Genomic DNA, 22,144 nt, shown 5'->3' with positions numbered 1-22,144 from the left:
GACACACCGTGTAGGCGTCGTCCGACATACAGCGGCCCGCAGCCGTGCAGAGTAGACCCTTGTGTCTGTCGTCAAGGGGAGCCAGTGGCCATGCCGGTCGTCTGCAATGTCTGCGGAAGCGCCAATCGATCGAAGGCGAAGTACTGCGTGGGCTGCGCGCATCCGCTGCCCGGATTCACCCCCACGGGGCCCGCCGCGCTCGATGCCGTGATGGCGATCCGCCCTGCCGCCGACGCGGCGCCCCGCGGCGCTGAAGGCGGCCGCCACGGCGGCGCCGTTCCGGTGCTTCCGGCGGAGACCGCCGCCTTCTGGCTGAAGGCCGGCTGCGTCGGTCTCGCCATGGTGGTGGGCTTCGCGGCCTGGTGCTTCCATGTCACGCGCAAGCCCGGTGCACCTCCGCTGCAGGAACAGATCCTGGCGCTCGTGATGCCGGAGTCGCCGCCATCCAGGGTTCTGCCGGCCGCCCCTGTGCCCCCGGTCTCGAGTGCACCGACCCACGCCGCGCAGGACATGCGGCTGGACGCCCTGGGCATTGCTCCCGCCGCGCCTGCCACCGAGAGCGCGGCGAGGCCGGTCCAGGCCGCCGCGCCGCAGGCGTTGCGCCCCAATCCGCCGTCTGCGACGACGCCTCGACCCCCCGCCCGGCCGCGGACGACTGTCGCTTCGTCGCGCCGTCAGGCCGAGACGACGCCACCGAGTGCGGCCGAGCGCCCCGCCTTCCGTGTCGAGCCGGATCCCGGTCCGCCGATCGCGCCCGGACCCGGTCCGCTCTATGACCGCGGGCAGGCGCCGTCGCAACGGTTCGCGGACACCGGCCCCCCGGTCGTGCCGGGTCCCGGGCCGCTGTACAACTTCACGCGCCCGGCCGTGCGGGCACCTTCCAGCCCGATCGGCAACGACCTGGGTCCGCCGATCGCGGCCGGGCCGGGGCCGCAGTTCGACTACTCGACCAGAGGCGCCGCCCGCTGAGGCCCGCAGCGGCGCGTCAGGCGCGCCGGGAAGCCGTCTTGAACCCGGCGTCCGGATCTTCGAGGAAGTCGAGGTTGGCGCGAACCAGCGTCTCGCGCAAGCGCGCCACCGTCTTGACGCCGATCGCCTGCTCGCCGAGCAGTTCACGCTCGGTGATGGCCGACAGATCCTCGAGGCAAAAGATGTGCAGTCGCTTGAGTGCTTCCCTCGCGCCGGTACGCACCAGCAGTTCCTCGACCGGTGTCTGGGGTTCGACCTGGGCGACATCCCAGCGCTGGGCACGGCGCGGAATCCAGTCGAACGACTCGAAGACGAAGGGACTGCCCAACGGAATTCGATGCGCCCGGAGCAAAGCCGAATGCGCCTGCTTCTCTCGATGAATGGCCGCGCGCAGCGCCTTGAGGCAACCGAGCAACTGATCGTCAGGGAGTTGGGCGAGGTCATTGACCGACCGGATCGTGCAGGACATGAAGCGCTCCTTTCGCGTTCGAACGAGCTTAGTCGACCGCCACGCGAAAGTGTTCGCACCATGGTGCGCGCGCTGCTGCACCTTGGTGCAAGGCGATGGCTTGGCGCCGGCGCGCTCAGCTTCGGTTCGGCATGAAGTCCAGTCCCACGCGCAGCAGGACCTCCCTCAGGAGTCCGGCGGCGTGGCGCCCGATCGACTCCTTCACCAGCAGTTCCCTCTCGGTGATCGCGGAGAGATCCTCCAGATAGAAGATGCCGAGGCTCTTGAGCGCGGCCCTCACCCCGCTCCGTATCGGGATCTCGTCGATCGGGGTCGACGGATCGATCCGGGCAGGAAGCGAGCCCCGGCGGCTCCCTCGGGGGTACCAGTCGAAGGCGGGGAAACTCAATGGCGCATCGACGGCGACCCGCCCCTCTCGCCGATCCTCCGCACGTTTTCGCCTGGCCTCGCCGATGGCACCCCGCAGTGCCCTGAGACAGGGCAGCAGTTCTTCCGGGGGCAGTTGCGCGAGGTCTTGAACCGACTCGATGCGACGCGACACGTTGGGCTCCTCCCTGACATTCTTTTGCCTTCAACGTTAGTGCTTTTCCAACGTTCGGCCGCAGGGAGCGCGGCGCGGATTTTCCCTAGTGTCCGCATCGAGCGGATTGCGATTTGATGGTTGGTTCGGCCGCGGTCCGGCGCGGTCGGTTCATCCGCGCCGGCGCAGCAGCCGCGCCACTCCGCCCGGCATCACGAACACGAACAGGATCAGCACCACGCCGTAGATCGCCCAGGGCGCGGCCTGGGTGATCTTCTCGGCCGCGGTCGGGACGAACACGATGAACAGGGCGCCATACAGCGCGCCCGAGAGCGTTCCGACGCCGCCGACCACCACGCCCACCAGCAGCGAGATCGACAGGAACATCGTGAACGAATCGGGAGCGACGAACTGCACCGCGATCGCCGACAGGGCGCCACCGATGCCGGTGTACATCGCCGAGATGCCGAAGGCGCCGGCCTTGTAGCGCCGGTTGTCGATGCCCATCGCCTGCGCCGCCAGCGGATGGTCTCGGATCGCGACGATCGCCCGGCCGGCGCCGCTGCGCAGCAGGTTGCGCGCCAGCGCGAACAGCGCCACCGCCACGCCCAGCGCGAACAGGTAGAGCCACTGATCCTGCGTGAGCGGGAGGCCGAAGGGTGCGTCGGGCTTGGCCAGCACCAGGCCCTGCACGCCGCCGGTCCACGGCTCCAGGTGCTTGTACTTGAGCAGCTGCGGCATCGCCACGCCGAGCGCGAAGGTGGCCAGCGCCAGGTACAGGCCTTCGAGCTTGAGTGCCGGCAGGCCGAACAGCACGCCGGCCACCAGGCAGACCGCGCCCGCGGCCGGGATGGTCGCCCAGTAAGGCAGGCCGAAGCGGTCCATGAGGATCGCCGCGGTGTAGGCCCCGAGGGCATAGAAGGCGCCATGCCCGAGCGAGATCTGCCCGTTGTAGCCGGTCAGGATGTTGAGCCCCAGCAGCGCCACCGCGTACGACAGCACCATGGTGGCCTGGAACACCGCGTAGCCCTCGGCCAGGAAGGGAAAGGCGACGGCCAGCAACAGCAAGAGCGCGGACGCGGTGCGTTCGACGAGGCTCATGGCTAGACCTTCACCACGATGGTCCGGCCGAACAGCCCGCTAGGACGCACGATCAGCACGCCGACGATCAGCACCAGCGCGACCGTGAGCTTGAGTTCGGTGCCGACCACGTAGCTGCCGATCAGGTTCTCGAGCACGCCGACGATGAAGCCGCCGAGCACCGCGCCCGCGGGGCTGTCGATGCCGCCGACCAGCGCGCCGGCGAAGGCGTAGAGCAGCACGCCGCCCATCATGCCGGGGTCGAGGAAGACCACCGGCGCGACCAGCATGCCGGCCACCGCGCCGACCGCGCCGGCCAGGCCCCAGCCGAGCATCAGCATCCACCCGACGTCGATGCCGACCAGCCGCGACGACACCGGGTTCTGTGCTGCCGCCCGCATCGCGAGGCCGAGCGCGGTGAAGCGGAAGAAGCCGAAGATCAGCGCCATCACCGCGAGCGTGATCGCGATCGCGCCGACCTCGTGCGCGGACATCAATGCCGAGCCGTACCAGGCGCGCTCAGGGAACGGGCTCGGGAAGCGCTTGATCGTGTAGCCGAACAACCAGCCGGCCAGGCTGTGGAAGATCATCAGCAGCGCGATGAAGACGACCACCACCGACAGCACCGGCGCCTGGCGCATCGGACGGATCACGATCCGCTCGACCAGCGCGCCCATCACGAAGGACAGGCCCACGGTGAGGCCGAACATCGCCCAGTAGGGCAGGCCGGCCTGCAGCATCGCCCAGCCGAAGTAGGTGGAGAACATCGCCATCTCGCCCTGCGCGAAGTTCACCTGGTGGGTCGACTGGTAGATCATCACCAGCGCCAGCGCGACGCTGGCGTAGATGCCGCCGGTGGCCAGGCCGGCCAGCAGCTGGTGCAGGAATGCTTGCATGTCGTCTCCCTTGGTTTGTGTGGCAAGCGTGGGGGCCACATTCAGCCGCCGAGGTACACGCGGCGCACCGCGTCGTTGCCGCGGACCTCTTGCGGCGCGCCGTGCAGCACGATGCGGCCGCTCTCCATGAGGTAGACCGAATCGGCGATGTCGAGCGCCAGCGCGGCGTTCTGCTCGACCAGCAGGATCGAGACGCCCTGCTCCGCGTTGATGCGCCGCATGATCTCGAAGATGTCGCGCACGACCAGCGGCGCGAGCCCGAAGGAGGGCTCGTCGAGCAGCAGCAGGCGCGGCCGCGACATCAGCGCCCGGCCGATCGCCAGCATCTGCTGCTCGCCGCCGGACAAGGTGCCGGCCTGCTGGCCGCTGCGCTCCCTGAGCCGCGGGAAGTAGCCGTAGACCCGCTCGAAGTCTTCGGCGACGCCCGCGCGGTCGCGCCGGCCGTAGGCGCCCAGGCGCAGGTTCTCCTCGGTGCTCAGCGCGAGGAAGGTGCCGCGGCCATCGGGCACGTGGGCGACGCCGAGCCGCACGATCCGCTCGGTCGGCCGGCTGTCGGCGCGCTCGCCGCCGATGCGGATCGTGCCCGTGGTGCGCACCGCCATCTGGCACAGCGCGCGCAGGGTCGTGGTCTTGCCGGCGCCGTTGGCGCCGAGCAGCGCGGTGACCGAGCCGGCCCGCATCGACAGGTCGATGCCGTGCAGCACGCGGCTCGCGCCATAGGCCGCATGCAGCCCCTCGACTTCAAGCAGCATCGGCATGGGCGCCTCCCAGGTAGGCTTGGATCACCTCGGGGTGCTGCCGTACTGCGGCCGGCGTGCCCTCGGCGATCTTGCGGCCGAAGTTCAGCACCACCACCTGGTCGGAGATCGCCATGACCAGGCCCATGTGGTGCTCGACCAGCAGCACCGTGACGCCCAGCCGGTCGCGGATCTCTCGGATCAGCGCGGCCAGGCCTTCGAGCTCTTCGTGGTTGAGCCCGCAGGCCGGCTCGTCGAGCAGCAGCAGGCGCGGCCGGCCGCAGAGCGCTCGGCCGAGCTCGACCCGCTTCTGGGTGCCGAAGGGCAGGTCGGCCACGATGCGCTCGGCGCAGTCTTCGAGCGCCAGGAAGCGCAGCAGGTCGTCCGCCCTCGCCTGCGCCTCGCGCTCCATGCGCCGCTCGCCGGGCAGGCGCAGCAGGGCGCCCGCGAAACCAGCCGGCTGCCGGCCATGGCAGCCGACCAGCAGGTTCTCGCGCACGCTCATGCTGCCGAACAGCGCGAGGTTCTGGAAGGTGCGGCCGATGCCCTCGCCCGCCATGCGGTGGCGCGGCATTGTCGAGATGCGCCGGCCATCGAACTCGATGCTGCCGGCGCCGCAGTCGTAGATGCGCGAGAGGCAGTTGAAGACGGTGCTCTTGCCGGCGCCGTTGGGGCCGATCAGGCCGCAGATCTGGCCCGCCTCGACGCTGAACGACACCGCATCGAGCGCCAGAATGCCGCCGAAGCGCACCGACACCGCCTCCACGCGCAGCAGCGGCGCGCCGGTTGAAGGCGTGTTCACGGCCCGAGCAGGTCGCCGAATTTCTCGTAGCCGGTGCCGTCGAAGCGCACCAGCTGCATCTGCCGAATTGGGTAGAAGTTGTCGGACCCGGTCTTCAGGCGGATGCCCGGATAGAGCATCGGCAGCGTCATGTCGAGGCTCGCGGCCTGCTTCATGAGGTTGGCGCGGGTCAGGTCGTCGCCGGCCTGGGTCAGCAGCTGCACCAGCGCCTGCGCCATCGAGTAGCCCGTGACGTTGAGCGCGTCGTTCGGGTCGCCCTCGGGGTAGTGCTGCTTCATGAAGGCCGCGAAGTCGCGCCCTTCCGGGGTGTCGCGGGCATCGCTCGGATCGCGCAGGTAGGTAGCGGTGAGGATGCCCTTCGCATGCTCGGCGCCGGCCGGCTTGAGTACCGCCGCCACCGAGTTCGACACATTGGTCAGGTAGTGCGCTGGCTTCCAGCCGACCGCGGCCATCTTGCGGATGGTCTGGGCCGCGAACTTGGGCTGCGAGAAGTTCATCAGCGTGTCGGCGCCCGAGCTCCTGAGGCTGATGATCTGGCTGTCGACCGTGGGGTCGCTGACCTCGTAGGTGGCCTGGGCCACGACCATCGATTTCGCCTTGTCGCCGAGGCCATCGAGGAAGCCGCGCACGATGTCCTTGCCGAACTCGTCGTTCTGGTAGAGCACCGCCACCTTGGCATCGGGCTGGCTGGCCAGGATGTGCGCGGCATAGATGCGGCCTTCGGTCACGTAGGTGGGGTTGAAGCCGATGCTCCACGGGAACTGGCGGTGGTCGCCCCAGCGCTCGGCGCCCGAGCTCACGAAGAGCTGCGGCACCTTCTTGATGTTGAGGTACTTCTGGGTCGCTGCATTGGTGGGCGTGCCGAGCGGGCCGAAGATCAGCAGCACTTTCTGCTGCTCGACCAGCTTGCGGGTCTGCTCCACGGCCACCGGCGGGCTGTAGGCATCGTCGAGCGAGATGAACTCGATCTTGCGGCCAGCGATGCCGCCCTCGGCGTTGACCTTGCGGAAGTAGGCGGCCGCGCTCTTGCCCACGGTGCCGTAGACCGAGGCCGGCCCGGAGTACGGCATGGTGTTGCCGATCTTGATCGTGGTGTCGGTGGCGCCAGGGTCGTAGCGTTTCTGGGCCTGCGCCAGCAGGGCGCTGCCTGCGAGGGCGGCCACGGCCAGCCAGCGGCCGGCCCTTCGAATGTCGCGTGTCTGCATTGTTCTCTCCCTGGGTGGTGTGACAGTTCGGTGTGGCGGCGGACGGCTTCGGCCGTCTCTTGTTCCGCGCTGACCGGCCGGCGCTTCAGGCCGGCGGGTCGGATGCGGCGCGCAGGCGGTCGCGCAGGGCGCGGCGGTTGAGCTTGCCCACCGCGGTCTTCGGAATCTGCTCGGCGAAGATCACGCGCCGCGGCTTCTTGTAGGACGCCAGCCGGGCCGCGACGTGCGCGATCAGCGCGGCCGCCAGCGCATCGCTTTCGGCGTGGCCGGGCGCGAGCGCCACCACCGCGGTGACCGCCTCCACCCACTTGTCGTCGGGCAGGCCGACCACCGCGCACTCGCGCACGGCGGGATGGGCGAGCAGCGCCTCTTCGACCTCGCGCGAATAGACGTTGTAGCCGCCGCTGACGATCATGTCGGAGGTGCGGTCCTTGAGGAACAGGAAGCCGTGCTCGTCGAACACGCCGACGTCGCGCGTGAGCACCCAGCCGTCCGGCTTGAAGGTCTCTGCCGTGAGTTCGGGCGCCGCGTGGTAGCCGGCCACCGCCGACGGCGCGCGCACCGCGATCTCGCCGGGCTGGCCCGGCGGCACGTCGTGGCCGGACTCGTCGAGCAGGCGCACTTCGACCTCGATGGCCGGCTGGCCGCAGGCGCCCAGCCGCTCGCCATGGTGGTCTTCGGGCCGCAGCACCGCGAGGCACAGCGGCACCTCGGTCTGGCCGTAGTACTGCCAAAAGCGGTGTTGGCCCCAGACCGCCATCGCGCGTTCGATCACGGGGCGCGGCATCGGCGACGCGCCGTAGATCACGTAGCGCAGCGCATCGACCTTGCAGGTCGCCATGGCCGGCGTCTCGACCAGCATCTGCAGCATGGTCGGCACCAGGTTGATCGCGGTCGCGCGTTCGCGCTCGATCGCGGCCATGAAGGACTCGGGCTCGAAGCCCGGCAGGATCACGGTGCGGCCGCCGCGCAGCCAGAAGGGCAGCACGAAGACGCCGCTGGCGTGGATCAGCGAGGCGGCATGCAGCATCGCGTCGTCGGGCGTCGCGGGCAGCAGGTTGAGCAGCACGTTGCGGCAGATCGCGGCATAGGAGCCCTGCGTGTGCTGCGCGGCCTTGAGCGTTCCGGTGGTGCCGGAGGTGAACAGGGTCAGGATCACGTCGTCGGCGCTCACCTGAAGATCGGGATCGCGCGCCGGATGCTGCGCGGCCGCGGCGATCAGGTCGGCGCCGCCGGGCAGGCTGGCATCGAGGCCATGGCAGTCCAGGCCCGGCAGGGCCTCGCGCAGGGCGGCGGCGCGCTCGGCCAGGTCGGCCCCGAACACCAGCAGGCGGCAGCCGGTGTCTTGCAGCATGCGCACGTGCTCGGGCAGTGACAGCCGGGCATTGAGCGGGACGCGGTTGAGCGCCGCCTTCACGCAGGCGAAGTCGAGCGGCACGCTGTAGAGGCTGTTGTTGACCAGCAGCGCGATGCGCGTGCCGGGCTCGGCGCCGAGGGCGCGCAGTGCGTGGGCCAGGCGGGCGCTGAGCGCATCGACCTCGGCGAAGCTCAGGCTGCGGCCGCCGAAGCTGACGGCGGTGCGGGGCCCGTGCTGGGCGGCACCGCGGCGGATCAGGTCGAGGGTGGTGGGGGCCATGTTCGGGTTCCTATCTGCCAAAGCTGCCGTGGCGGCCGGCGCCCTGGACGAAGCGGGCGGCACCCGCCACGGCTTCCTCGAACACCACCGGGACGCCTTGGGCGCCTTCGGCGCGCAGCGCCTCTGCCAGCGGGAGATCCCACTGGCCATAGGCCGACGCGCGATCGGCCAGCATGCAGCGGCTCGGGAAGGCAGCGATCTCGCGCGCCAGGGCCTCGGCGGCCTCGCGCGCAGTGCCTGGGTCGACCAGGCGGCTGGCCAGGCCCATCGCGAGCGCTTCGTCGGCCGCCACCGGACGGCCGGTCAGGATCATGTCGAGCGCCCGGCCCATGCCGACGATGCGCGGCAGCCGTACCGTGCCGCCATCGATCAGCGGCACGCCCCAGCGGCGGCAGAAGACGCCGAACACCGCATCGCGTTCGACCACCCGCAGGTCGGCCAGCAGTGCGAGTTCGAGGCCGCCGGCCACGGCATAGCCGCTGACCGCGGCGATCAGCGGCTTGGCCAGCGCCATGCGGGAAGGGCCCATCGGGCCGCTGCCGCCGCCCTGGGGATCGAGTTCGTGGCGGCGCGAAGCATCGCCGACGGCGCTCAGGTCGGCACCGGCGCAGAAATGGCCGCCGGCACCCCACAGCACCGCCACCTGCTGCGCGTCGTCGGCCTCGAAAGCCTCGAAGGCGCGGCGCAGATCGAGCGCCATCGGGCCGTCGACCGCGTTGCGCACCGCGGGGCGGTCCAGGATGATCGTGCACACTGGGCCGTCGACCTCGGTCCGGATGAAAGAACCCGCCATTCGCTTGCTCCATTGATATTTCAATGAAAATGATATCGGCGGCAAAATAAGAAAGATTACACGTTTTCACCTAGATGGACATAATTCATAACATCGAAGAAGGCGAACCTTCGGCTGCGGACCTGGTGCTCGACCTGCTGATCACCCATCCCGAGCCCCACATGACTGTGCAGACGCTCGCGCGTGCGGGCGAGATCATGGGACTCAGCACGCCCAGCGTGCGGGTGGCGCTGACGCGCCTGTTGGGCCAGGACCGGATCGTCAAGACCGGGCGGGGCTGCTATGCCGTGCAGTTGCAAGGCAATTCGGTGCACTACGAGGTGCAGCACTGGTTCGAGAAGGAGAGCCGGATGGGCCATTGGGCCGGCGGCTGGTTGCTGGTGCATGACGGCGACGTGCCGCGCAGCGACAAGACCGCCTGGCGGCACCACGTTCGGGCGCTCGATTTGAACGGCTTCCGCACCTTGGCGGCGGGCCTCTCGGTGCGACCCGACAACCTCGACGGCGGTGCCGAGGCGATGCGCGCGGCGCTGGCCCGGCTCGGCCTGGCGGCGGGCAGCCTGGTGTTCGGCGGCAGCGGCTTCGACGCCGATGCCGCTGCGCGGATGCGGGCGCTGTGGGACGTGCCGGCGCTGTCGGCCGCCTACCGCGGCGCGCTGAAGCTGATCGAGGACAGCAACGCGCGCCTGCCGCGCCTGGCGCCCGAGGCCTCTGCCCGCGAGACGCTGCTGGTCGGCCGCACCGTGATCCGCGGCATCGTGCGCGATCCGCTGCTGCCCGAGGCGATCCAGCCCGGCGCGCCGCGGCGGGCGCTGATCGAGGCGACCCGCAGCTATCAGGCGCGGGCGCGTGAGCTTTGGCGGGAGGTGCTTGCCGGCTGATCGGCCAGCTCGCCTCTCACTCCTCGAACACCTCGGTATCCACCTCGGTGCTGCTCTGCGCGCCATAGCGCGCCCCGCTCACGGTGCGCTGGTTGATCACCGCATCGACCCGCGCAAGCAGTTCGGGCGACAGCCGGATCTGCTCGGCCTGCAGGTCTTCCTGCAGGTGGTCGAGGCGGGTCGTGCCGGGAATCGGGATCACGTGCTCGCCGCGCGACAGCAGCCAGGCCAGTGCCAGCTGCGCCGGCGTGCAGCCGGCCTCTTTTGCCAGCGCGGTGTAGGCCGGCAGCAGCGCGAGGTTGCGCGGGTAGTTCTCGGCCGAGAAGCGCGGCATCGCGCGCCGGATGTCCTTGGCGTCGAGCGTCGACACGTCGTGCAGCACGTCGCACAGGAAGCCGCGCGCCAGCGGGCTGAAGGCCACCAGCGCCGCACCCAGCTCGCGGCAGGCCTGGAGCACGGCGATCTCAGTGTTGCGGCTCCAGAGCGAATATTCGTTCTGCACCGCAGCGATCGGGTGCACCGCATGCGCGCGCCGCAAGGTCGCCGCCGAGACCTCCGACAGGCCCAGCGCGCGCACCTTGCCCTCTTCGACCAAGCGCGACATCTCGCCCACCGACTCTTCGATCGGCACCGACTTGTCCCAGCGATGCAGGTAGTAGAGATCGATGACCTCGGTCTGCAGGTTCCGCAGGCTGTCTTCGCAGTTGCGGCGCAAGGTGGCCGGGCGGCCGTCGATCACGCGGCGCAGCGTACCGTCGTCGCCGCGCACACCCGCCATGCCGCCCTTGCTGGCCAGCGTGAAGGCGCTGCGGTGCGGCTTCAGCACCCGCCCGACCAGCTGCTCGTTGGCGCCGAAGCCATACAGCGCCGCGGTGTCGAACAAGGTCACGCCGGCATCCAGCGCCGCCAGCAGCAGGCGCTCGCCCTGCTCCGCCGACGGCGGCACGCCATAGGCATGGCTCAGGTTCATGCAGCCGAGGCCGATGGCGCTGACCGAGAAGGGGCCGAGTTGACGCTTGTGCATGGCGCGGCTCAACTCTGCAGTTGCTGTTCCAGCTGCTGCAGCACCTGGTAGCAAGGCAGCACCTGCGCCACGCTCGAATTCGGCTCGCGGCCTTCGCGGATCGCGGCGAAGAACTCGCGGTCTTGCAGCTCGATGCCGTTCATCGACACGTCCACCTTCGAGACGTCGATCGCTTCTTCCTTGCCGGTGAAGAGATCGTCGTAGCGCGCGATGTAGGTGCCGGTGTCGCCGATGTAGCGGAAGAAGGTGCCGAGCGGGCCGTCATTGTTGAAGGACAGCGACAGCGTGCAGATCGCGCCATTGGCCGCCTGCAGCTGGATCGACATGTCCATCGCGATGCCCAGCGTCGGATGGATCGGGCCCTGCACCGCATTGGCCTTCACGATCGGGCTGCCGGCCTGGTAGGCGAACAGGTCGACCGTGTGCGCGGCGTGGTGCCACAGCAGGTGGTCGGTCCAGCTGCGCGCCTGGCCCAGCGCGTTCATGTTGGTGCGGCGGAAGAAGTAGGTCTGCACGTCCATCTGCTGGATGTTGAACTCGCCGGCCTTGATCTTCTTGTGCACCCACTGGTGGCTGGGGTTGAAGCGGCGCGTGTGGCCGCACATCGCGACCAGGCCGGTTTGCTTCTGCAGGTCGACCACCGCCTGCGCATCCTTGAGCGAATCCGCCAGCGGGATCTCGACCTGCACGTGCTTGCCGGCCTTGAGCGCCGCGATGCTCTGCGAGGCATGCATCTGGGTCGGCGTGCAGAGGATGACGGCGTCGACCTCTTTCAGCGCCAGCGAGTCGGCGAGGTCGGTCGTGACGTGGCCGATGCCGTACTTGGCCGCCACTTCGCGGGTCTTGTCGAGTTCGCGGCTGACCAGCGAGACGACTTCGACGCCGTCGATGTTCTGGATGCCGTCGAGGTGCTTGATGCCGAACGCGCCGGCACCGGCGAGCGCGACTTTGATGGTCTTGGTCATTGGTTCTCCAGGATGAGGTGGCCCACGGCCGTGTTGGACGCGGGAACGTGGAAGAAGCGGTGCGCGACCTTCGGCGGCTTGCCGCCGGCGACGTCGGCCATCGCGCCGCGTGCGATCAGCCACATCACGAGCTCGATGCCCTCGGAGCCGGCTTCGCGCACGTAGTCGATATGCGGCACCTTCGAGAGGCCATCGGGGTCGGCGATCAGGCGGTCGAGGAACTTGTTGTCCCAGTCGGCGTTGATCAGTCCGGCGCGCGGGCCCTGCAGCTGGTGGCTCATGCCGCCGGTGCCCCAGATCTGCACGTTCAGGTCTTCATCGAAGGACTCGACGGCGCGGCGGATCGCCTGGCCGAGCATGAAGCAGCGGCGGCCGCTGGGCACGGGGTACTGCACCACGTTCACCGCGAAGGGGATCACCGGGCAGGGCCAGGCCTCGGGCTGGCCGCACATCAGCGACAGCGGCACCGTGAGCCCGTGGTCGACGTCCATCTTGTTGACGATGGTGAGGTCGAAGTCCTGCTGGATCACGCTCTGCGCGATGTGGGAGGCCAGCGCCGAATGGCCTTTCACGACCGGCACCGGACGCGGGCCCCAGCCTTCGTCGGCCGGCTGGTACGAGTCGGCGGTGCCGATCGCGAAGGTCGGGATCATGTCCAGGCTGAAGGCCGTGGCGTGGTCGTTGAAGACCAGGAAGACGACGTCGGGCTTGTTGTCCTTCATCCATTGCTTGGAGAAGTCGTAGCCGGCGAACAGCGGCTTCCAGTAGGGCTCGTTCGACTTGCCGAGGTCGAGCGCCGCGCCGATGGCGGGCACGTGCGAGGTGTAGACGGATGCGGTGATACGTGCCATGTCAGTGTCCTTTGCGGCCGGCCGCGCCTTGCGGCTGGTGCTGCGCCTGCGCGTCGCCATCTTCGCCGACGTAGCGGTTGCCTTCGGCCGAGCGGCCGCCCTTGATCATCATGTCGCGGTATTCCTCTTCGGTCATGCCGGTCATGCTGCCGGCCATCTGCTGGAAGCTCTTGCCGTCGGTGGCGCCGATCTTGGCCAGGAAGTAGATGTTGCCGCCGAGCGCGATGCAGCGGTTCAGGTCGCGTGCCAGCACGGCCTGCTTCTGCTCCTCGGTCATCGGCCACTCGTCTAGGTAGGCCCGCTCGTTGGCCTTGAAGCGCTCGCGGTTGGCGGCCTTCATGAGCGACATGCAGAACTGGTTCAGGTGGTAGCCGAGGCGCGATTGCTCGGCGTCGAAGATGGTCGTGCCGGGCACGTCCTTGTAGGGTTTGTCGAGGGACATTACTTCAGCTCCGGCCAGTACAGGCGCGTCGGGTTGTCGACCAGCAGCTTGCGCTGCAGCTCGGCCGTGGTCGCGATCTGCGGGATGAAATCGACCAGCAGGCCGTCGTCGGGCATGTGGTCCTTGAGGTTCGGGTGCGGCCAGTCGGTGCCCCACAGCACGCGGTCGGGAAAGCTCTCGACCACCTTGCGGGCGAAAGGCACAACGTCCTGGTAGGCCGCCTGCTCGCCGTTCAGCGCCTTCGGGCCGCTGAGCGACAGGCGCTCGGGGCAGCTGACCTTGCTCCAGACGTTGGTGTGCTCACGCATGAACTTCAGGAACAGCTCGAACTCGGGGCCGTCGATGGGCTTGCTCACGTCGGGGCGGCCCATGTGGTCGACCACCACGGTGGTCGGCAGCGCGGTGAAGAAGTCCCACAGCTCGGGCAGGTCGACGGCCTCGAAGTAGATCACCACATGCCAGCCCAGCGGCGCGATGCGGCTGGCGATCTCGAGCAGTTCGTCCTTGGGCGTGAAGTCGACCAGCCGCTTGACGAAGTTGAAGCGCACGCCGCGCACGCCGGCGTCGTGCAGTTCCTTGAGCTCGGCGTCGCTGATGCTGCGCTTGACCGTGGCGATGCCCTTGGCACGGCCGTTGGAGGCCCTAAGCGCATCGACCATGGCGCGATTGTCGGCGCCGTGGCAGGTGGCCTGCACCACCACGTTCTTGTCGAAGCCGAGGTGGTCGCGCAGCGCGAACAGCTGGTCTTTGGAGGCGTCGCAGGGCGTGTACTTGCGCTCGGGCGCGAACGGGAACTGGTCGCCGGGGCCGAACACATGGCAGTGCGCGTCGACGCTGCCGGGCGGCACCTTGAAGCGCGGCTTCGACGGGCCTGCGTACCAGTCGAGCCAGCCGGGGGTCTTGGTGAAAGTGGTCATGGTCTCAGTCCAGGGTGATGTTGGCCTTGCGGATCACGTCGCCGAAACGCTGGGTCTCGGTCTTGACGAACTGGTTGAACTGGTCGCGGGTCGTCGGGAAGGGCTCATAGCCGAAGCTCTTGAACTTCTCCTGCACGTCGGGGCTCGCCAGCGCGGCCTCGATGTCCTTCCTGATCTTCTCGGTGACGGCCGCGGGCAGGCCCGGCGGCACCGCGATCGCGTTCCAGCCCGTGACCTCGAAGCCCTTCGGCCCGCCCGACTCGCCCACCGTCGGCACGTCCGGGAAGCTGGAAAGGCGCTGCGGTGCGGCCACGGCCAGGAAGCGCAGCTTGCCGGCGCGCTGCAGCGGGCCCGCGGTGGCGGCGCTGCCGAGCGCGAAGGAAAGTTCGCCGGTCGACACCGAGGTGTAGAGCTGCGTGGTTTCCTTGTAGAGCACGTGCTCCATCTTGATGCCGGTGGCGGAGGCGAACATCTCGGAGCCCAGGTGCACCGGATTGCCGATCGACCAGGAGCCGAAGTTGAGCTTGCCCGGATGGGCCTTGGCGTCGGCAATGATGTCGCCGACGGTCTTGTACTTGCTGTCGGTCGCGACCGTGAAGAAGAAGTAGGTCTTGAACAGCGGCAGCAGCGTGTCGAAGTCCTTCACCGGGTCGTAGGGCAGCTTCTTGAACAGCGCCGGATAGGCCGCCAGGTGCACGTTGTCGAGCACGATCATGTCGGTGCCGTCCTTGGCGCCGCGCTTGAAGGCGTCGATGGCGATGAAGCCGTTGCCGCCCGGACGGTTCTCCACCACCACCGGCTGGCCCCAGGCGCGCGAGAGCTTGTCGGCCACCAGGCGGGCGACGCCATCGGGGCCGCCGCCGACCGGGAACGGCGTGATGATGCGCACCGGCTTGGTCGGGAACTGCTGCGCGAGGGCACCCATCGGAAGCGCCGCGGCGGTGAGTGCGCCGGCGGCCAGAGCGAGGGTCGTCAGGGAGCGTCGTGTGACTTGCATGGTTGGAATCCGGAGGGAGAAAAAAGAAAATCAGTCGATGTAGCGCAGGCCGGCCTTCTCGAGGGGCTCGCGCATCTTGTACATGTCGAGGCCGAGCACGCCGGAGGCCAGCTTCTCGCGCTTGGCGCCCTCGTTGGCCTCGCGCGCCACGGCCGCTTCGAGCGCCTTGGCGGCCATCGCCTTCGGCACGCAGACCACGCCGTCGTCGTCGGCCACGATCACGTCGCCGGGCGTGACCAGCATGCCGGCGCAGACCACCGGGATGTTGACCGAGCCGAGCGTGGCCTTGATCGTGCCCTTGGACGAGATCGCCCGGCTCCAGACCGGGAAGTTCATTTCCTGCAGCGTCTTCACGTCGCGCACGCCGGCGTCGATGATCAACGCGCGGGCGCCGCGGGCCTGGAAGCTGGTCGCCAGCAGGTCGCCGAAGTAGCCGTCGGTGCATTCGGCCGTGACCGCCGCCACCACGATGTCGCCGGGCTGGATCTGCTCGGCCGCCACATGCATCATCCAGTTGTCACCGGGCTGCAGCAGCACGGTGACCGCGGTGCCCGACACCTGCACGCCGGGATAGATCGGCCGCATGTAGGGCTTGAGCAGGCCGACGCGGCCCATGGCCTCGTGCACCGTGGCCGAGCCGAGCTTGGCCAGGGCGTCGGCCGTGGCGCGGTCGGCGCGCTCGATGTTGCGATAGACGACTCCGAGTTCGTACATGGTCATGTCTCCTTGAGGTGTCAGAGGCCCTTGGCCTTCAATGCGGCGTCGAGCCGCGGGAACACGCGGCGCGCATTGCCTTCGTAGATCTGGAACCGGTCGGCGTCGCTCAGGATCTTGCTCGACGCGATGTAGCGCTTGGTGTCGTCGTAGTAGTGGCCGGTGGTCGGGTCGATGCCGCGCACGGCGCCGATCATTTCCGAGGCGAACAGCACGTTCTTGACCGGGATCACCGTGTTCAGCAGGTCGATGCCGGGCTGGTGGTAGACGCAGGTGTCGAAGTAGATGTTGTTGAGCAGGTGCTCGTCGAGCAGCGGCTTCTTGAGCTCTTGCGCCAGGCCACGGAAACGGCCCCAGTGGTAGGGCACCGCGCCGCCGCCGTGCGGGATCAGGAAGCGCAGGGTCGGGAAGTCCTTGAACAGGTCCGAGGTCAGGCACTGCATGAAGGCCGTGGTGTCGGCATTGAGGTAGTGCGAGCCGGTGGTGTGGAAGGCCGGGTTGCAGCTGGTGCTGACGTGGATCATCGCGGGGATGTCGTACTCGACCATCTTCTCGTAGATCGGGTACCACTGGCGGTCGCTCAACGGCGGGCTGGTCCAGTGGCCGCCGCTCGGGTCCGGGTTCAGGTTGATGCCGACGTTGCCGTATTCCTTGACGCAGCGCTCCAGCTCGGGGATGCAGGTCTTGGGGTCGACGCCAGGCGACTGCGGCAGCATCGCCGCCGGGATGAAGTGGTCCGGGAACAGCTGGCTCACGCGATAGCAGAGCTCGTTGCAGATCGCCGCCCAGGTCGACGAGGTGTTGAAGTCGCCGATGTGGTGCGCCATGAAGCTGGCGCGCGGGCTGAAGATGGTCAGGTCGGAGCCGCGCTCCTTCATGAGCTTGAGCTGGTTGCTCTCGATGGTCTCGCGGATGTCGTCGTCGCTGATCTTGAGATCTGCGGCCTTGGGCGCCTTGGACGGGTCCTTGAGGCCGGCGATCTGCAGGTCGCGCCAGGCGCCGAGTGCAGCGGGTGCGGTCGTGTAGTGACCGTGGACGTCGATGATCATGTCGTGTGCTCCTGGGACTGAAAGGTCGATGACTGTGAAGGAATCAATGGGCCGCGGGTCCGGCGGCGGCATCGCGCAGACTCAGTTCGCGCGGCGCTTGCGGATGGGTCCACTGCTTGACGACGAGCGCCGCGGTGGCGACCAGGCCCGGAATGGCCACGATGGTGAAGATGCGGTCGAAGCCCAGGCTGCGGGCCGCCAGTTCGGCCACCAGGAACGAGCCCGCGATGCCGCCGAAGCGGCCGATGCCCAGCATCCATGCGACCCCGGTGGCCCGCCCCTGCGTGGGATAGAAGGCCGCGGCCAGCGCCGGCATCGACGACTGCGCCGTGTTCATGAGGGTGCCGGCGACGAACACCATCGCCACCAGCAGGCCGTCGTTGCCCACGGCCTGGCCGATCAGGTAGACCGACAGGGCCGTCAGCGCATAGCCCACCGCGATGATCCGGTTGGCGTTGAAACGGTCCATCAGCCAGCCGAAGAACACGGCCCCCACGCCGCCCAGCGGGAACAGCGCCGACACCAGCACGGCCTTGTGGGGATCCATGCCGGCATCCTTGAGCAGGATCGGCATCCAGTTGATCAGCGCATAGAAGATGACCAGCCCCATGAAATAGGCCAGCCACAGCATGAACGAGCCAATGCGGTGGCTGCGCCCCAGCACCACCGCCATGCCGCTGCCGGCCACCGGGCCTGCGGCCTGGCGCTCGGTCAGCACGAAGGAGGTCGCCGCGGCCGCGGTCGCCGAGATGCGCACCAGCACCCGGCGGATGCGTTCGGCCGGCTGGCCCCTGGCCACCATGTAGCGCACCGATTCGGGCAGCGCCACGAGCATCAGCAGCGCCAGCACCACGGGCACCGTGCCGCCCAGCAGCAGCACGCTGCGCCAGCCCCAGTGCGGAATCATCCAGGCGGCCAGGAAGCCGCCGAAGGCCGCGCCCAGCGGAAAGCCGCAGAACATCGCATTGGTCAGCATCGCGCGCCGCTTGTCCGGGCAATATTCGCTGGTCAAGGTCACGGCATTAGGCATCGCGGCACCCAGACCCAGGCCGGTCACGAAGCGCAGCACGGTGAGGCTGTCCAGGCTGCCCGAGAAGCTCGACGCCAGGCTGGCCAGGCCGAACACCAGCACCGAGGCGGTCAGCACGGCGCGGCGGCCGAACTTGTCGGCCAGCGGACCGGCGCTCAAGGCGCCCGCTGCCAACCCGAACAGCGCTGCACTGAGCACCGGCGCCAGCGCGGGCTTGGCCACGCCCCACTCGCCGATCAGCGACGGCGCGATGTAGCCGATGGCGGCGGTGTCGAAGCCGTCGAGCAGCACCACCAGGAAGCACAGGCCGAAGATCAGCCACTGGTAGCCGGAGAAGCCTTGCGCGTTGAAGAACGCCTGGACGTCGAGCGGCGCGTTGTCTTGCTTTTTCATGATCCCGAGATTTCCTGCGAGTTGCGTTGAGCCGGGTCCATGCCCTGGGCGCGCTTCGCCGCGTCGGCCTCGGGCGAGGCCATGAAGGCCAGCATGGCACGCGCGGTCTCGGCCTGGGTCGATCCGCTGCAGACGCCGCCTGAAAAAGTCGTGACGATCTGAATCGCGGCCGGCATCGGACCGAGCAGGTCGATGCCCTGGACATGGATCAGCTCGCTGAGCTGCTGGAAGCCCAGTTCGACCTCGCCGCGGGCCACCAGCGTGCCGACCGGCACGCCCGGCGGCGCCTGGACGATGCGGGGCTTGATCTCTTCGGCGATGCCCCAGCGCTCGAACAGCGCGGCCAGCGCGACGCCGCTCGGGCCGGTGGAGTAGCTGAGGCTGCGGGCGGCCAGCACGGCGCTGCGCAGCGCTTGCTCGGAGCCGATGTCGGGGTGCGGCGCGCCGGCCTTCACGGCCACCGCGACGCCGGAGCGCACCAGGTCGGTCTTGCTGGCGGCATCGATGCGGCCGGCGGCGATCAGCTTGTCGATCGCGTCGGAGGCCAGGATGACGAGGTCGAAGGCCTCGCCCGCCTGCACCCGCTTGGCGGCATCGACGCCGCCGACCGATTCGATCGACACCGAAGCGCCCGAACGGCCCTCGAACGCGGCCACGAGGTCGGCCAGCACCTGGCGGGTGGCCATCGACGAAATACCCTTGATTGCGGCTTTCTGCATGCTTTTCGCCTTGTCTCCACGGCCCATTGGCGGGCTCGATCGGCGGATTGTGCGGCGGGATCGCTCTACTGGATCCGCCATAGGCCACTAGCAGCTAGAACAAAACGGCATATCATGCTAGACCGAGCCTGGAGACGACCCTTGGACCTGAAACAGCTGGCGTATTTCGTGCGCGTCGCCGAACTGGGCAGCTTCACGCGGGCCGCGGTGGCGCTCAAGGTGGCGCAGCCGGCGCTCAGCCGCCAGGTGCGCCTGCTCGAGGTCGAGCTGCGGCAGAACCTGCTGGTGCGCAACGGCCGCGGCGCGACGCCGACCGAGGCCGGCCAGGTGCTGCTGGCCCATGGGCGCGGAATCCTGCACCAGGTGGAGCGCGCCCGCGAGGAGCTCGACCGGGTGCGCGGCTCGCTGGCCGGGCGGGTGGCCGTGGGGCTGCCGCCGAGCATCGCGCGGGTGTTGACCGTGCCGCTGACCCGTGCCTTCCGCGAGCAGATGCCGCAGGCCCAGCTGTCGATCAGCGAGAACCTCTCGACCGCCATGCAGGACCAGCTGCTGCATGGCGGGCTGGACATCGCGGTGCTCTACGACGCCCGCCCGATGCCCGGGATCGACGTCCAGCGGCTGCTGGACCAGGCGCTGATGCTGGTCGGGCGCCGGCCGCCCGGCCTGCAGGAAGATCCGCCGCCCGCCCCCCTGACACTGGCGGAGGTGGCACGGCTGCCCCTGGTGATCCCGAGCCGGCCAAACGCGATCCGGATGTATGTCGAATCGGAGATGGCCGGCGTCGGCTGCACGCCGAGGGTCGCGCTCGAGATCGACGGCGTCTCGGCGATGCTCGACCTGGTCGCCGACGGCGCCGGCTTCGCGATCCTGTCGCGCAACGCGGTGATCCGCTCGATCAATCCGTCGGCCTACACCCTGCGCGAGATCGTGTCGCCGCCGCTGCGCATCCCGGTGTTCACCGCGGTCAGCGCACTGCGCCGCGCCACCCTGACGCAACACGCGACGCTCGAGCTGATCCGCAAGACCGGCGAGACGCTGCTACGGGGTTGAAAGGTCCGCCGCCGGGCCGCCCCAAGGCGGACCGCTCCCCCTCGGGGGGCAGCGAGTACACGAAGTGACGAGCGTGGGGGCTCAGTCCTTGCCTCGTTGCGCGAGCAGCCGGTCGGCGTAGTCCTGCCACGTCGCCTGCTTGTCGAGCCCGTCGAACACGCCGGCCTTCGCCTGGTCGGCCACCCACTGCTGCTTCTCGGCGATGGCCGCGGCCATGGTCGGCGCAAAGCCGGCTTCGCGCACCGTGTTGGCGGCCTCGCGCATCTCCTCGGCCCGGCGCTGGCCGTGCTGGACCACGCGGCTGAAGAAGTAGGCGCCCTGCCGGCTCCAGTCGATGCTCGGGAAGGTCTCCTGCAGGGTCGGCAGCACATGGTCCTCGACGCCATAGGCGCGCGCCGTGGCGTAGCTTTCGATGACCAGCGCCTCAAGGCCCTTGATCATCACGCTGCGGCTCATCTTGATCGCGCTGGCGACGCCGAGCCGCTCGCTCACCGCCTTGGTGTCCAGCCCCCAGGCGGCGAGCGCTTCGGCCAAAGCCGCGGCCCGCTCGCCGCCGAGCAGCATCGGCACGCGGATGCCGTAGGGCGGCACCGAGGTCATCACGCCGGCTTCCACATAGTGCGCACCGGCCGCGTCGACCAGCGCCGCGCAGCGCTTCTTGGTGCCCGGCGAGGCCGAATTGAGGTCGAGGAACAGCGTGCCCGGGCGCAGGTGCGGCGCCGCCTCCTCGGCCACGCGGAGGGTGTTCGACGCCGTGACGGCGGAGATCACCAGCGTGCTGGCCTGGCACAGGGCGCGCATCGACGCCTGCGCCACCACGCCGGCGCGCGCCGCGTGCGCCTGCTCGTCCGCCTGGCGCGCAGGGTCGATGAAATTCAGGTCCCAGGCGCCGACGGATTGAACGCCGGGCTTGTCCTTGAGGCCCGAGGCGAAGGTCTTTCCCACTTCGCCGTAGCCGACGACTCCGATGTGTTCGAGTTGCATGTCAGTCCTCGCCAGGAAAGCTATTGCCGGGGGATGCCCGCGGCGGCGATCACGCCGCTCCAGCGGTGGATCTCGCTGTCGAGCAGCGTCGCCAGTTCTTCGGGGCTGCCGGCACGCGGCTGCACGTTCAGCGTCGCCAACTGCTGCTGGACTTCGGGCGACGCCAGCGCCGCGCGGACTGCGCGGTTGAGCCGGTCGATGCGCTCGCGCGGCGTCTTTCCAGGAGCGGCCAACGCGTTCCAGGAACGCACGTCGAAGCCCTTGAGCCCGGCGCCCTCGGCCGCCGTGGGCACATCGGGCAAGGCCGGGTTGCGCTTCTCGCCCATCACGGCCAGCACGCGAAGCGCCTTGCCCGTGATCTGCGGCATGACGGGCGACAGGATCTCGACGCCGGCGTCGATCTGGCCGCTGCGCAGGGCCGTCACCACGGCCGGGGTGCCGTTGAAGGGCACCACCTGGGCGTCGATGCCGGCGCGGCTCTTGAACAGGGTGGCCGCGAGGTGCTGGGTGCTGCCGATGTTGACCGTGCCGATGTTCAGCGCGCCCGGCCGCGCCTTGGCGGCCGCCACCAGGTCGGCCAGGCTGCGGAGCGGCGACTTCTCGGGCACCACGATCGCGATGTCGAAATAGCCCAGCAGCGAGACCGGCGCGAAGTCCTTGCGGGTGTCGAACGGAAGCTTCTGGAACAGGCCCTCGCTGACCGCCGTGCCGTTGCTCATCAGCAGCAGCGTCAGGCCGTCGGGCGCCGCCGAGGCCACCATCGTGCCGGCCACCACGCCGCCGGCACCGGGGCGGTTGTCGACGATCACGGGCTGGTTCAGCTGGCTGGACATCGCCTTGCCGACCACCCGCGCCGTGAGGTCGGCGACGCCGCCGGCACCGAAGGGGACGACCAGGCGGATCGGCTGGGTGTCGCGGCTGTCGGCGGCGTGGGCAACGACCGGCAGGACGGCGGCAAGGCCGAGCGCGGCCGGAAGCAGGAGGAAGGGACGACGGGTGGATCGCATGTCGAACGCACAGG

Annotated in this window: 24 protein-coding genes; 3 read left to right on the top strand and 21 right to left on the bottom strand. The window is 69.1% G+C overall.

Annotated elements, in window-relative coordinates:
• Positions 1–90: 90 nt before the first annotated feature.
• Positions 91–969 carry a hypothetical protein gene (locus tag QTI68_RS14440; protein WP_286522228.1) on the top strand — a complete coding sequence of 293 codons (879 nt, stop codon included), beginning with the start codon at positions 91–93 and terminating at the stop codon, positions 967–969.
• 16 nt (positions 970–985) lie between these two features.
• Here QTI68_RS14440 and QTI68_RS14435 read toward each other — a convergent pair whose 3' ends face one another.
• The 9 genes from QTI68_RS14435 to QTI68_RS14395 all read right to left on the bottom strand — a co-directional run bounded on the left by QTI68_RS14435 (position 986) and on the right by QTI68_RS14395 (position 9,107).
• A complete protein-coding gene (locus QTI68_RS14435; RefSeq protein ID WP_286522227.1) occupies positions 986–1,438 on the bottom strand; it encodes a helix-hairpin-helix domain-containing protein in 453 nt (150 codons plus the stop codon).
• A gap of 115 nt (positions 1,439–1,553) precedes the next feature.
• Positions 1,554–1,979: a hypothetical protein gene (locus QTI68_RS14430; protein WP_286522226.1), complete on the bottom strand. Its 426-nt coding sequence runs from the start codon at positions 1,977–1,979 to the stop codon at positions 1,554–1,556.
• A 150-nt stretch (positions 1,980–2,129) separates the two neighbouring features.
• Positions 2,130–3,059, bottom strand: a complete 930-nt coding sequence (locus QTI68_RS14425) for a branched-chain amino acid ABC transporter permease (RefSeq protein WP_286522225.1) — start codon at positions 3,057–3,059, stop codon at positions 2,130–2,132.
• Between the two features lie 2 nt (positions 3,060–3,061).
• Positions 3,062–3,934 (bottom strand): branched-chain amino acid ABC transporter permease, encoded by an 873-nt coding sequence (locus QTI68_RS14420; protein WP_286522224.1) that lies wholly within the window; start codon positions 3,932–3,934, stop codon positions 3,062–3,064.
• Positions 3,935–3,975: 41 nt separating this feature from the next.
• Positions 3,976–4,692 (bottom strand): ABC transporter ATP-binding protein, encoded by a 717-nt coding sequence (locus tag QTI68_RS14415; protein ID WP_286522223.1) that lies wholly within the window; start codon positions 4,690–4,692, stop codon positions 3,976–3,978.
• On the bottom strand, positions 4,676–5,473 hold the full coding sequence (locus QTI68_RS14410; RefSeq protein WP_286522222.1) for an ABC transporter ATP-binding protein: 798 nt from the start codon (positions 5,471–5,473) through the stop codon (positions 4,676–4,678). Before QTI68_RS14410 ends, QTI68_RS14415 begins: the two co-directional genes overlap by 17 nt.
• Positions 5,470–6,678, bottom strand: a complete 1,209-nt coding sequence (locus tag QTI68_RS14405; protein ID WP_286522221.1) for an ABC transporter substrate-binding protein — start codon at positions 6,676–6,678, stop codon at positions 5,470–5,472. The genes QTI68_RS14410 and QTI68_RS14405 overlap by 4 nt, the downstream gene beginning before the upstream one ends.
• 85 nt (positions 6,679–6,763) lie before the next feature.
• The gene (locus QTI68_RS14400) at positions 6,764–8,314 is read right to left on the bottom strand and encodes an AMP-binding protein (RefSeq protein ID WP_286522220.1); all 1,551 of its coding nucleotides are present in this window, start codon (positions 8,312–8,314) and stop codon (positions 6,764–6,766) included.
• A 10-nt stretch (positions 8,315–8,324) separates the two neighbouring features.
• Complete coding sequence (locus QTI68_RS14395; RefSeq protein WP_286522219.1) at positions 8,325–9,107, bottom strand: crotonase/enoyl-CoA hydratase family protein; 783 nt, start codon at positions 9,105–9,107, stop codon at positions 8,325–8,327.
• A 74-nt stretch (positions 9,108–9,181) separates the two neighbouring features.
• Here QTI68_RS14395 and QTI68_RS14390 point away from each other — a divergent pair, with 74 nt between their 5' ends.
• Positions 9,182–9,988: a PaaX family transcriptional regulator gene (locus QTI68_RS14390; protein WP_286522218.1), complete on the top strand. Its 807-nt coding sequence runs from the start codon at positions 9,182–9,184 to the stop codon at positions 9,986–9,988.
• Between the two features lie 16 nt (positions 9,989–10,004).
• Here the strand turns inward: QTI68_RS14390 and QTI68_RS14385 are convergent, their stop codons facing one another.
• From QTI68_RS14385 to QTI68_RS14340, 10 genes are read right to left on the bottom strand one after another with little or no spacing between them, the layout of a single operon-like run.
• Positions 10,005–11,012, bottom strand: coding sequence for an aldo/keto reductase (locus QTI68_RS14385; protein ID WP_286522217.1), 1,008 nt, complete (start codon positions 11,010–11,012; stop codon positions 10,005–10,007).
• Positions 11,013–11,020: 8 nt separating this feature from the next.
• Positions 11,021–11,977 (bottom strand): Gfo/Idh/MocA family oxidoreductase, encoded by a 957-nt coding sequence (locus QTI68_RS14380; protein WP_286522216.1) that lies wholly within the window; start codon positions 11,975–11,977, stop codon positions 11,021–11,023.
• Positions 11,974–12,828: a class III extradiol dioxygenase subunit beta gene (locus tag QTI68_RS14375; RefSeq protein ID WP_286522215.1), complete on the bottom strand. Its 855-nt coding sequence runs from the start codon at positions 12,826–12,828 to the stop codon at positions 11,974–11,976. The genes QTI68_RS14380 and QTI68_RS14375 overlap by 4 nt, the downstream gene beginning before the upstream one ends.
• 1 nt (position 12,829) lies before the next feature.
• Positions 12,830–13,270, bottom strand: coding sequence for a protocatechuate 4,5-dioxygenase subunit alpha (gene ligA / locus QTI68_RS14370; protein ID WP_286522214.1), 441 nt, complete (start codon positions 13,268–13,270; stop codon positions 12,830–12,832).
• A complete protein-coding gene (locus QTI68_RS14365; RefSeq protein WP_286522213.1) occupies positions 13,270–14,187 on the bottom strand; it encodes an amidohydrolase family protein in 918 nt (305 codons plus the stop codon). The genes ligA and QTI68_RS14365 overlap by 1 nt, the downstream gene beginning before the upstream one ends.
• Positions 14,188–14,191: 4 nt before the next feature.
• Positions 14,192–15,184 carry a Bug family tripartite tricarboxylate transporter substrate binding protein gene (locus QTI68_RS14360; protein WP_286522212.1) on the bottom strand — a complete coding sequence of 331 codons (993 nt, stop codon included), beginning with the start codon at positions 15,182–15,184 and terminating at the stop codon, positions 14,192–14,194.
• Between the two features lie 30 nt (positions 15,185–15,214).
• The gene (gene ligK / locus QTI68_RS14355) at positions 15,215–15,898 is read right to left on the bottom strand and encodes a 4-carboxy-4-hydroxy-2-oxoadipate aldolase/oxaloacetate decarboxylase (RefSeq protein WP_286522211.1); all 684 of its coding nucleotides are present in this window, start codon (positions 15,896–15,898) and stop codon (positions 15,215–15,217) included.
• Between the two features lie 20 nt (positions 15,899–15,918).
• Positions 15,919–16,947, bottom strand: a complete 1,029-nt coding sequence (locus QTI68_RS14350) for an amidohydrolase family protein (protein WP_286522210.1) — start codon at positions 16,945–16,947, stop codon at positions 15,919–15,921.
• Positions 16,948–16,990: 43 nt separating this feature from the next.
• On the bottom strand, positions 16,991–18,370 hold the full coding sequence (locus tag QTI68_RS14345) for an MFS transporter (RefSeq protein WP_286522209.1): 1,380 nt from the start codon (positions 18,368–18,370) through the stop codon (positions 16,991–16,993).
• A complete protein-coding gene (locus QTI68_RS14340) occupies positions 18,367–19,089 on the bottom strand; it encodes a substrate-binding domain-containing protein (RefSeq protein WP_286522208.1) in 723 nt (240 codons plus the stop codon). The genes QTI68_RS14345 and QTI68_RS14340 overlap by 4 nt, the downstream gene beginning before the upstream one ends.
• A 141-nt stretch (positions 19,090–19,230) precedes the next feature.
• Between QTI68_RS14340 and QTI68_RS14335 the strand changes: the two genes are divergently transcribed.
• A complete protein-coding gene (locus QTI68_RS14335; RefSeq protein WP_286522207.1) occupies positions 19,231–20,139 on the top strand; it encodes a LysR substrate-binding domain-containing protein in 909 nt (302 codons plus the stop codon).
• Between the two features lie 81 nt (positions 20,140–20,220).
• Here the strand turns inward: QTI68_RS14335 and QTI68_RS14330 are convergent, their stop codons facing one another.
• Positions 20,221–21,123, bottom strand: a complete 903-nt coding sequence (locus QTI68_RS14330) for an NAD(P)-dependent oxidoreductase (RefSeq protein ID WP_286522206.1) — start codon at positions 21,121–21,123, stop codon at positions 20,221–20,223.
• Positions 21,124–21,143: 20 nt separating this feature from the next.
• Positions 21,144–22,130: a Bug family tripartite tricarboxylate transporter substrate binding protein gene (locus QTI68_RS14325; protein WP_286522205.1), complete on the bottom strand. Its 987-nt coding sequence runs from the start codon at positions 22,128–22,130 to the stop codon at positions 21,144–21,146.
• Positions 22,131–22,144 lie beyond the last annotated feature (14 nt).

The sequence above is a fragment of the Variovorax sp. J31P207 genome (assembly GCF_030316965.1).
Taxonomy (GTDB): Bacteria; Pseudomonadota; Gammaproteobacteria; order Burkholderiales; family Burkholderiaceae_C; genus Variovorax; species Variovorax ginsengisoli_B.
This window is presented reverse-complemented; position numbering and strand designations above follow the sequence as displayed.

What these genes read in the sequence shown, in the direction of transcription:
- QTI68_RS14440 (WP_286522228.1), top strand. Translation starts at nt 91, where the DNA reads ATGCCGGTCGTCTGCAATGTCTGCGGAAGCGCCAATCGATCGAAGGCG.
- QTI68_RS14435 (WP_286522227.1), bottom strand. Translation starts at nt 1,438, where the DNA reads ATGTCCTGCACGATCCGGTCGGTCAATGACCTCGCCCAACTCCCTGAC.
- QTI68_RS14425 (WP_286522225.1), bottom strand. Translation starts at nt 3,059, where the DNA reads ATGAGCCTCGTCGAACGCACCGCGTCCGCGCTCTTGCTGTTGCTGGCC.
- QTI68_RS14420 (WP_286522224.1), bottom strand. Translation starts at nt 3,934, where the DNA reads ATGCAAGCATTCCTGCACCAGCTGCTGGCCGGCCTGGCCACCGGCGGC.
- QTI68_RS14415 (WP_286522223.1), bottom strand. Translation starts at nt 4,692, where the DNA reads ATGCCGATGCTGCTTGAAGTCGAGGGGCTGCATGCGGCCTATGGCGCG.
- QTI68_RS14405 (WP_286522221.1), bottom strand. Translation starts at nt 6,678, where the DNA reads ATGCAGACACGCGACATTCGAAGGGCCGGCCGCTGGCTGGCCGTGGCC.
- QTI68_RS14400 (WP_286522220.1), bottom strand. Translation starts at nt 8,314, where the DNA reads ATGGCCCCCACCACCCTCGACCTGATCCGCCGCGGTGCCGCCCAGCAC.
- QTI68_RS14395 (WP_286522219.1), bottom strand. Translation starts at nt 9,107, where the DNA reads ATGGCGGGTTCTTTCATCCGGACCGAGGTCGACGGCCCAGTGTGCACG.
- QTI68_RS14390 (WP_286522218.1), top strand. Translation starts at nt 9,182, where the DNA reads ATGGACATAATTCATAACATCGAAGAAGGCGAACCTTCGGCTGCGGAC.
- QTI68_RS14385 (WP_286522217.1), bottom strand. Translation starts at nt 11,012, where the DNA reads ATGCACAAGCGTCAACTCGGCCCCTTCTCGGTCAGCGCCATCGGCCTC.
- QTI68_RS14380 (WP_286522216.1), bottom strand. Translation starts at nt 11,977, where the DNA reads ATGACCAAGACCATCAAAGTCGCGCTCGCCGGTGCCGGCGCGTTCGGC.
- QTI68_RS14375 (WP_286522215.1), bottom strand. Translation starts at nt 12,828, where the DNA reads ATGGCACGTATCACCGCATCCGTCTACACCTCGCACGTGCCCGCCATC.
- ligA (WP_286522214.1), bottom strand. Translation starts at nt 13,270, where the DNA reads ATGTCCCTCGACAAACCCTACAAGGACGTGCCCGGCACGACCATCTTC.
- QTI68_RS14365 (WP_286522213.1), bottom strand. Translation starts at nt 14,187, where the DNA reads ATGACCACTTTCACCAAGACCCCCGGCTGGCTCGACTGGTACGCAGGC.
- QTI68_RS14360 (WP_286522212.1), bottom strand. Translation starts at nt 15,184, where the DNA reads ATGCAAGTCACACGACGCTCCCTGACGACCCTCGCTCTGGCCGCCGGC.
- ligK (WP_286522211.1), bottom strand. Translation starts at nt 15,898, where the DNA reads ATGTACGAACTCGGAGTCGTCTATCGCAACATCGAGCGCGCCGACCGC.
- QTI68_RS14350 (WP_286522210.1), bottom strand. Translation starts at nt 16,947, where the DNA reads ATGATCATCGACGTCCACGGTCACTACACGACCGCACCCGCTGCACTC.
- QTI68_RS14345 (WP_286522209.1), bottom strand. Translation starts at nt 18,370, where the DNA reads ATGAAAAAGCAAGACAACGCGCCGCTCGACGTCCAGGCGTTCTTCAAC.
- QTI68_RS14340 (WP_286522208.1), bottom strand. Translation starts at nt 19,089, where the DNA reads ATGCAGAAAGCCGCAATCAAGGGTATTTCGTCGATGGCCACCCGCCAG.
- QTI68_RS14330 (WP_286522206.1), bottom strand. Translation starts at nt 21,123, where the DNA reads ATGCAACTCGAACACATCGGAGTCGTCGGCTACGGCGAAGTGGGAAAG.
- QTI68_RS14325 (WP_286522205.1), bottom strand. Translation starts at nt 22,130, where the DNA reads ATGCGATCCACCCGTCGTCCCTTCCTCCTGCTTCCGGCCGCGCTCGGC.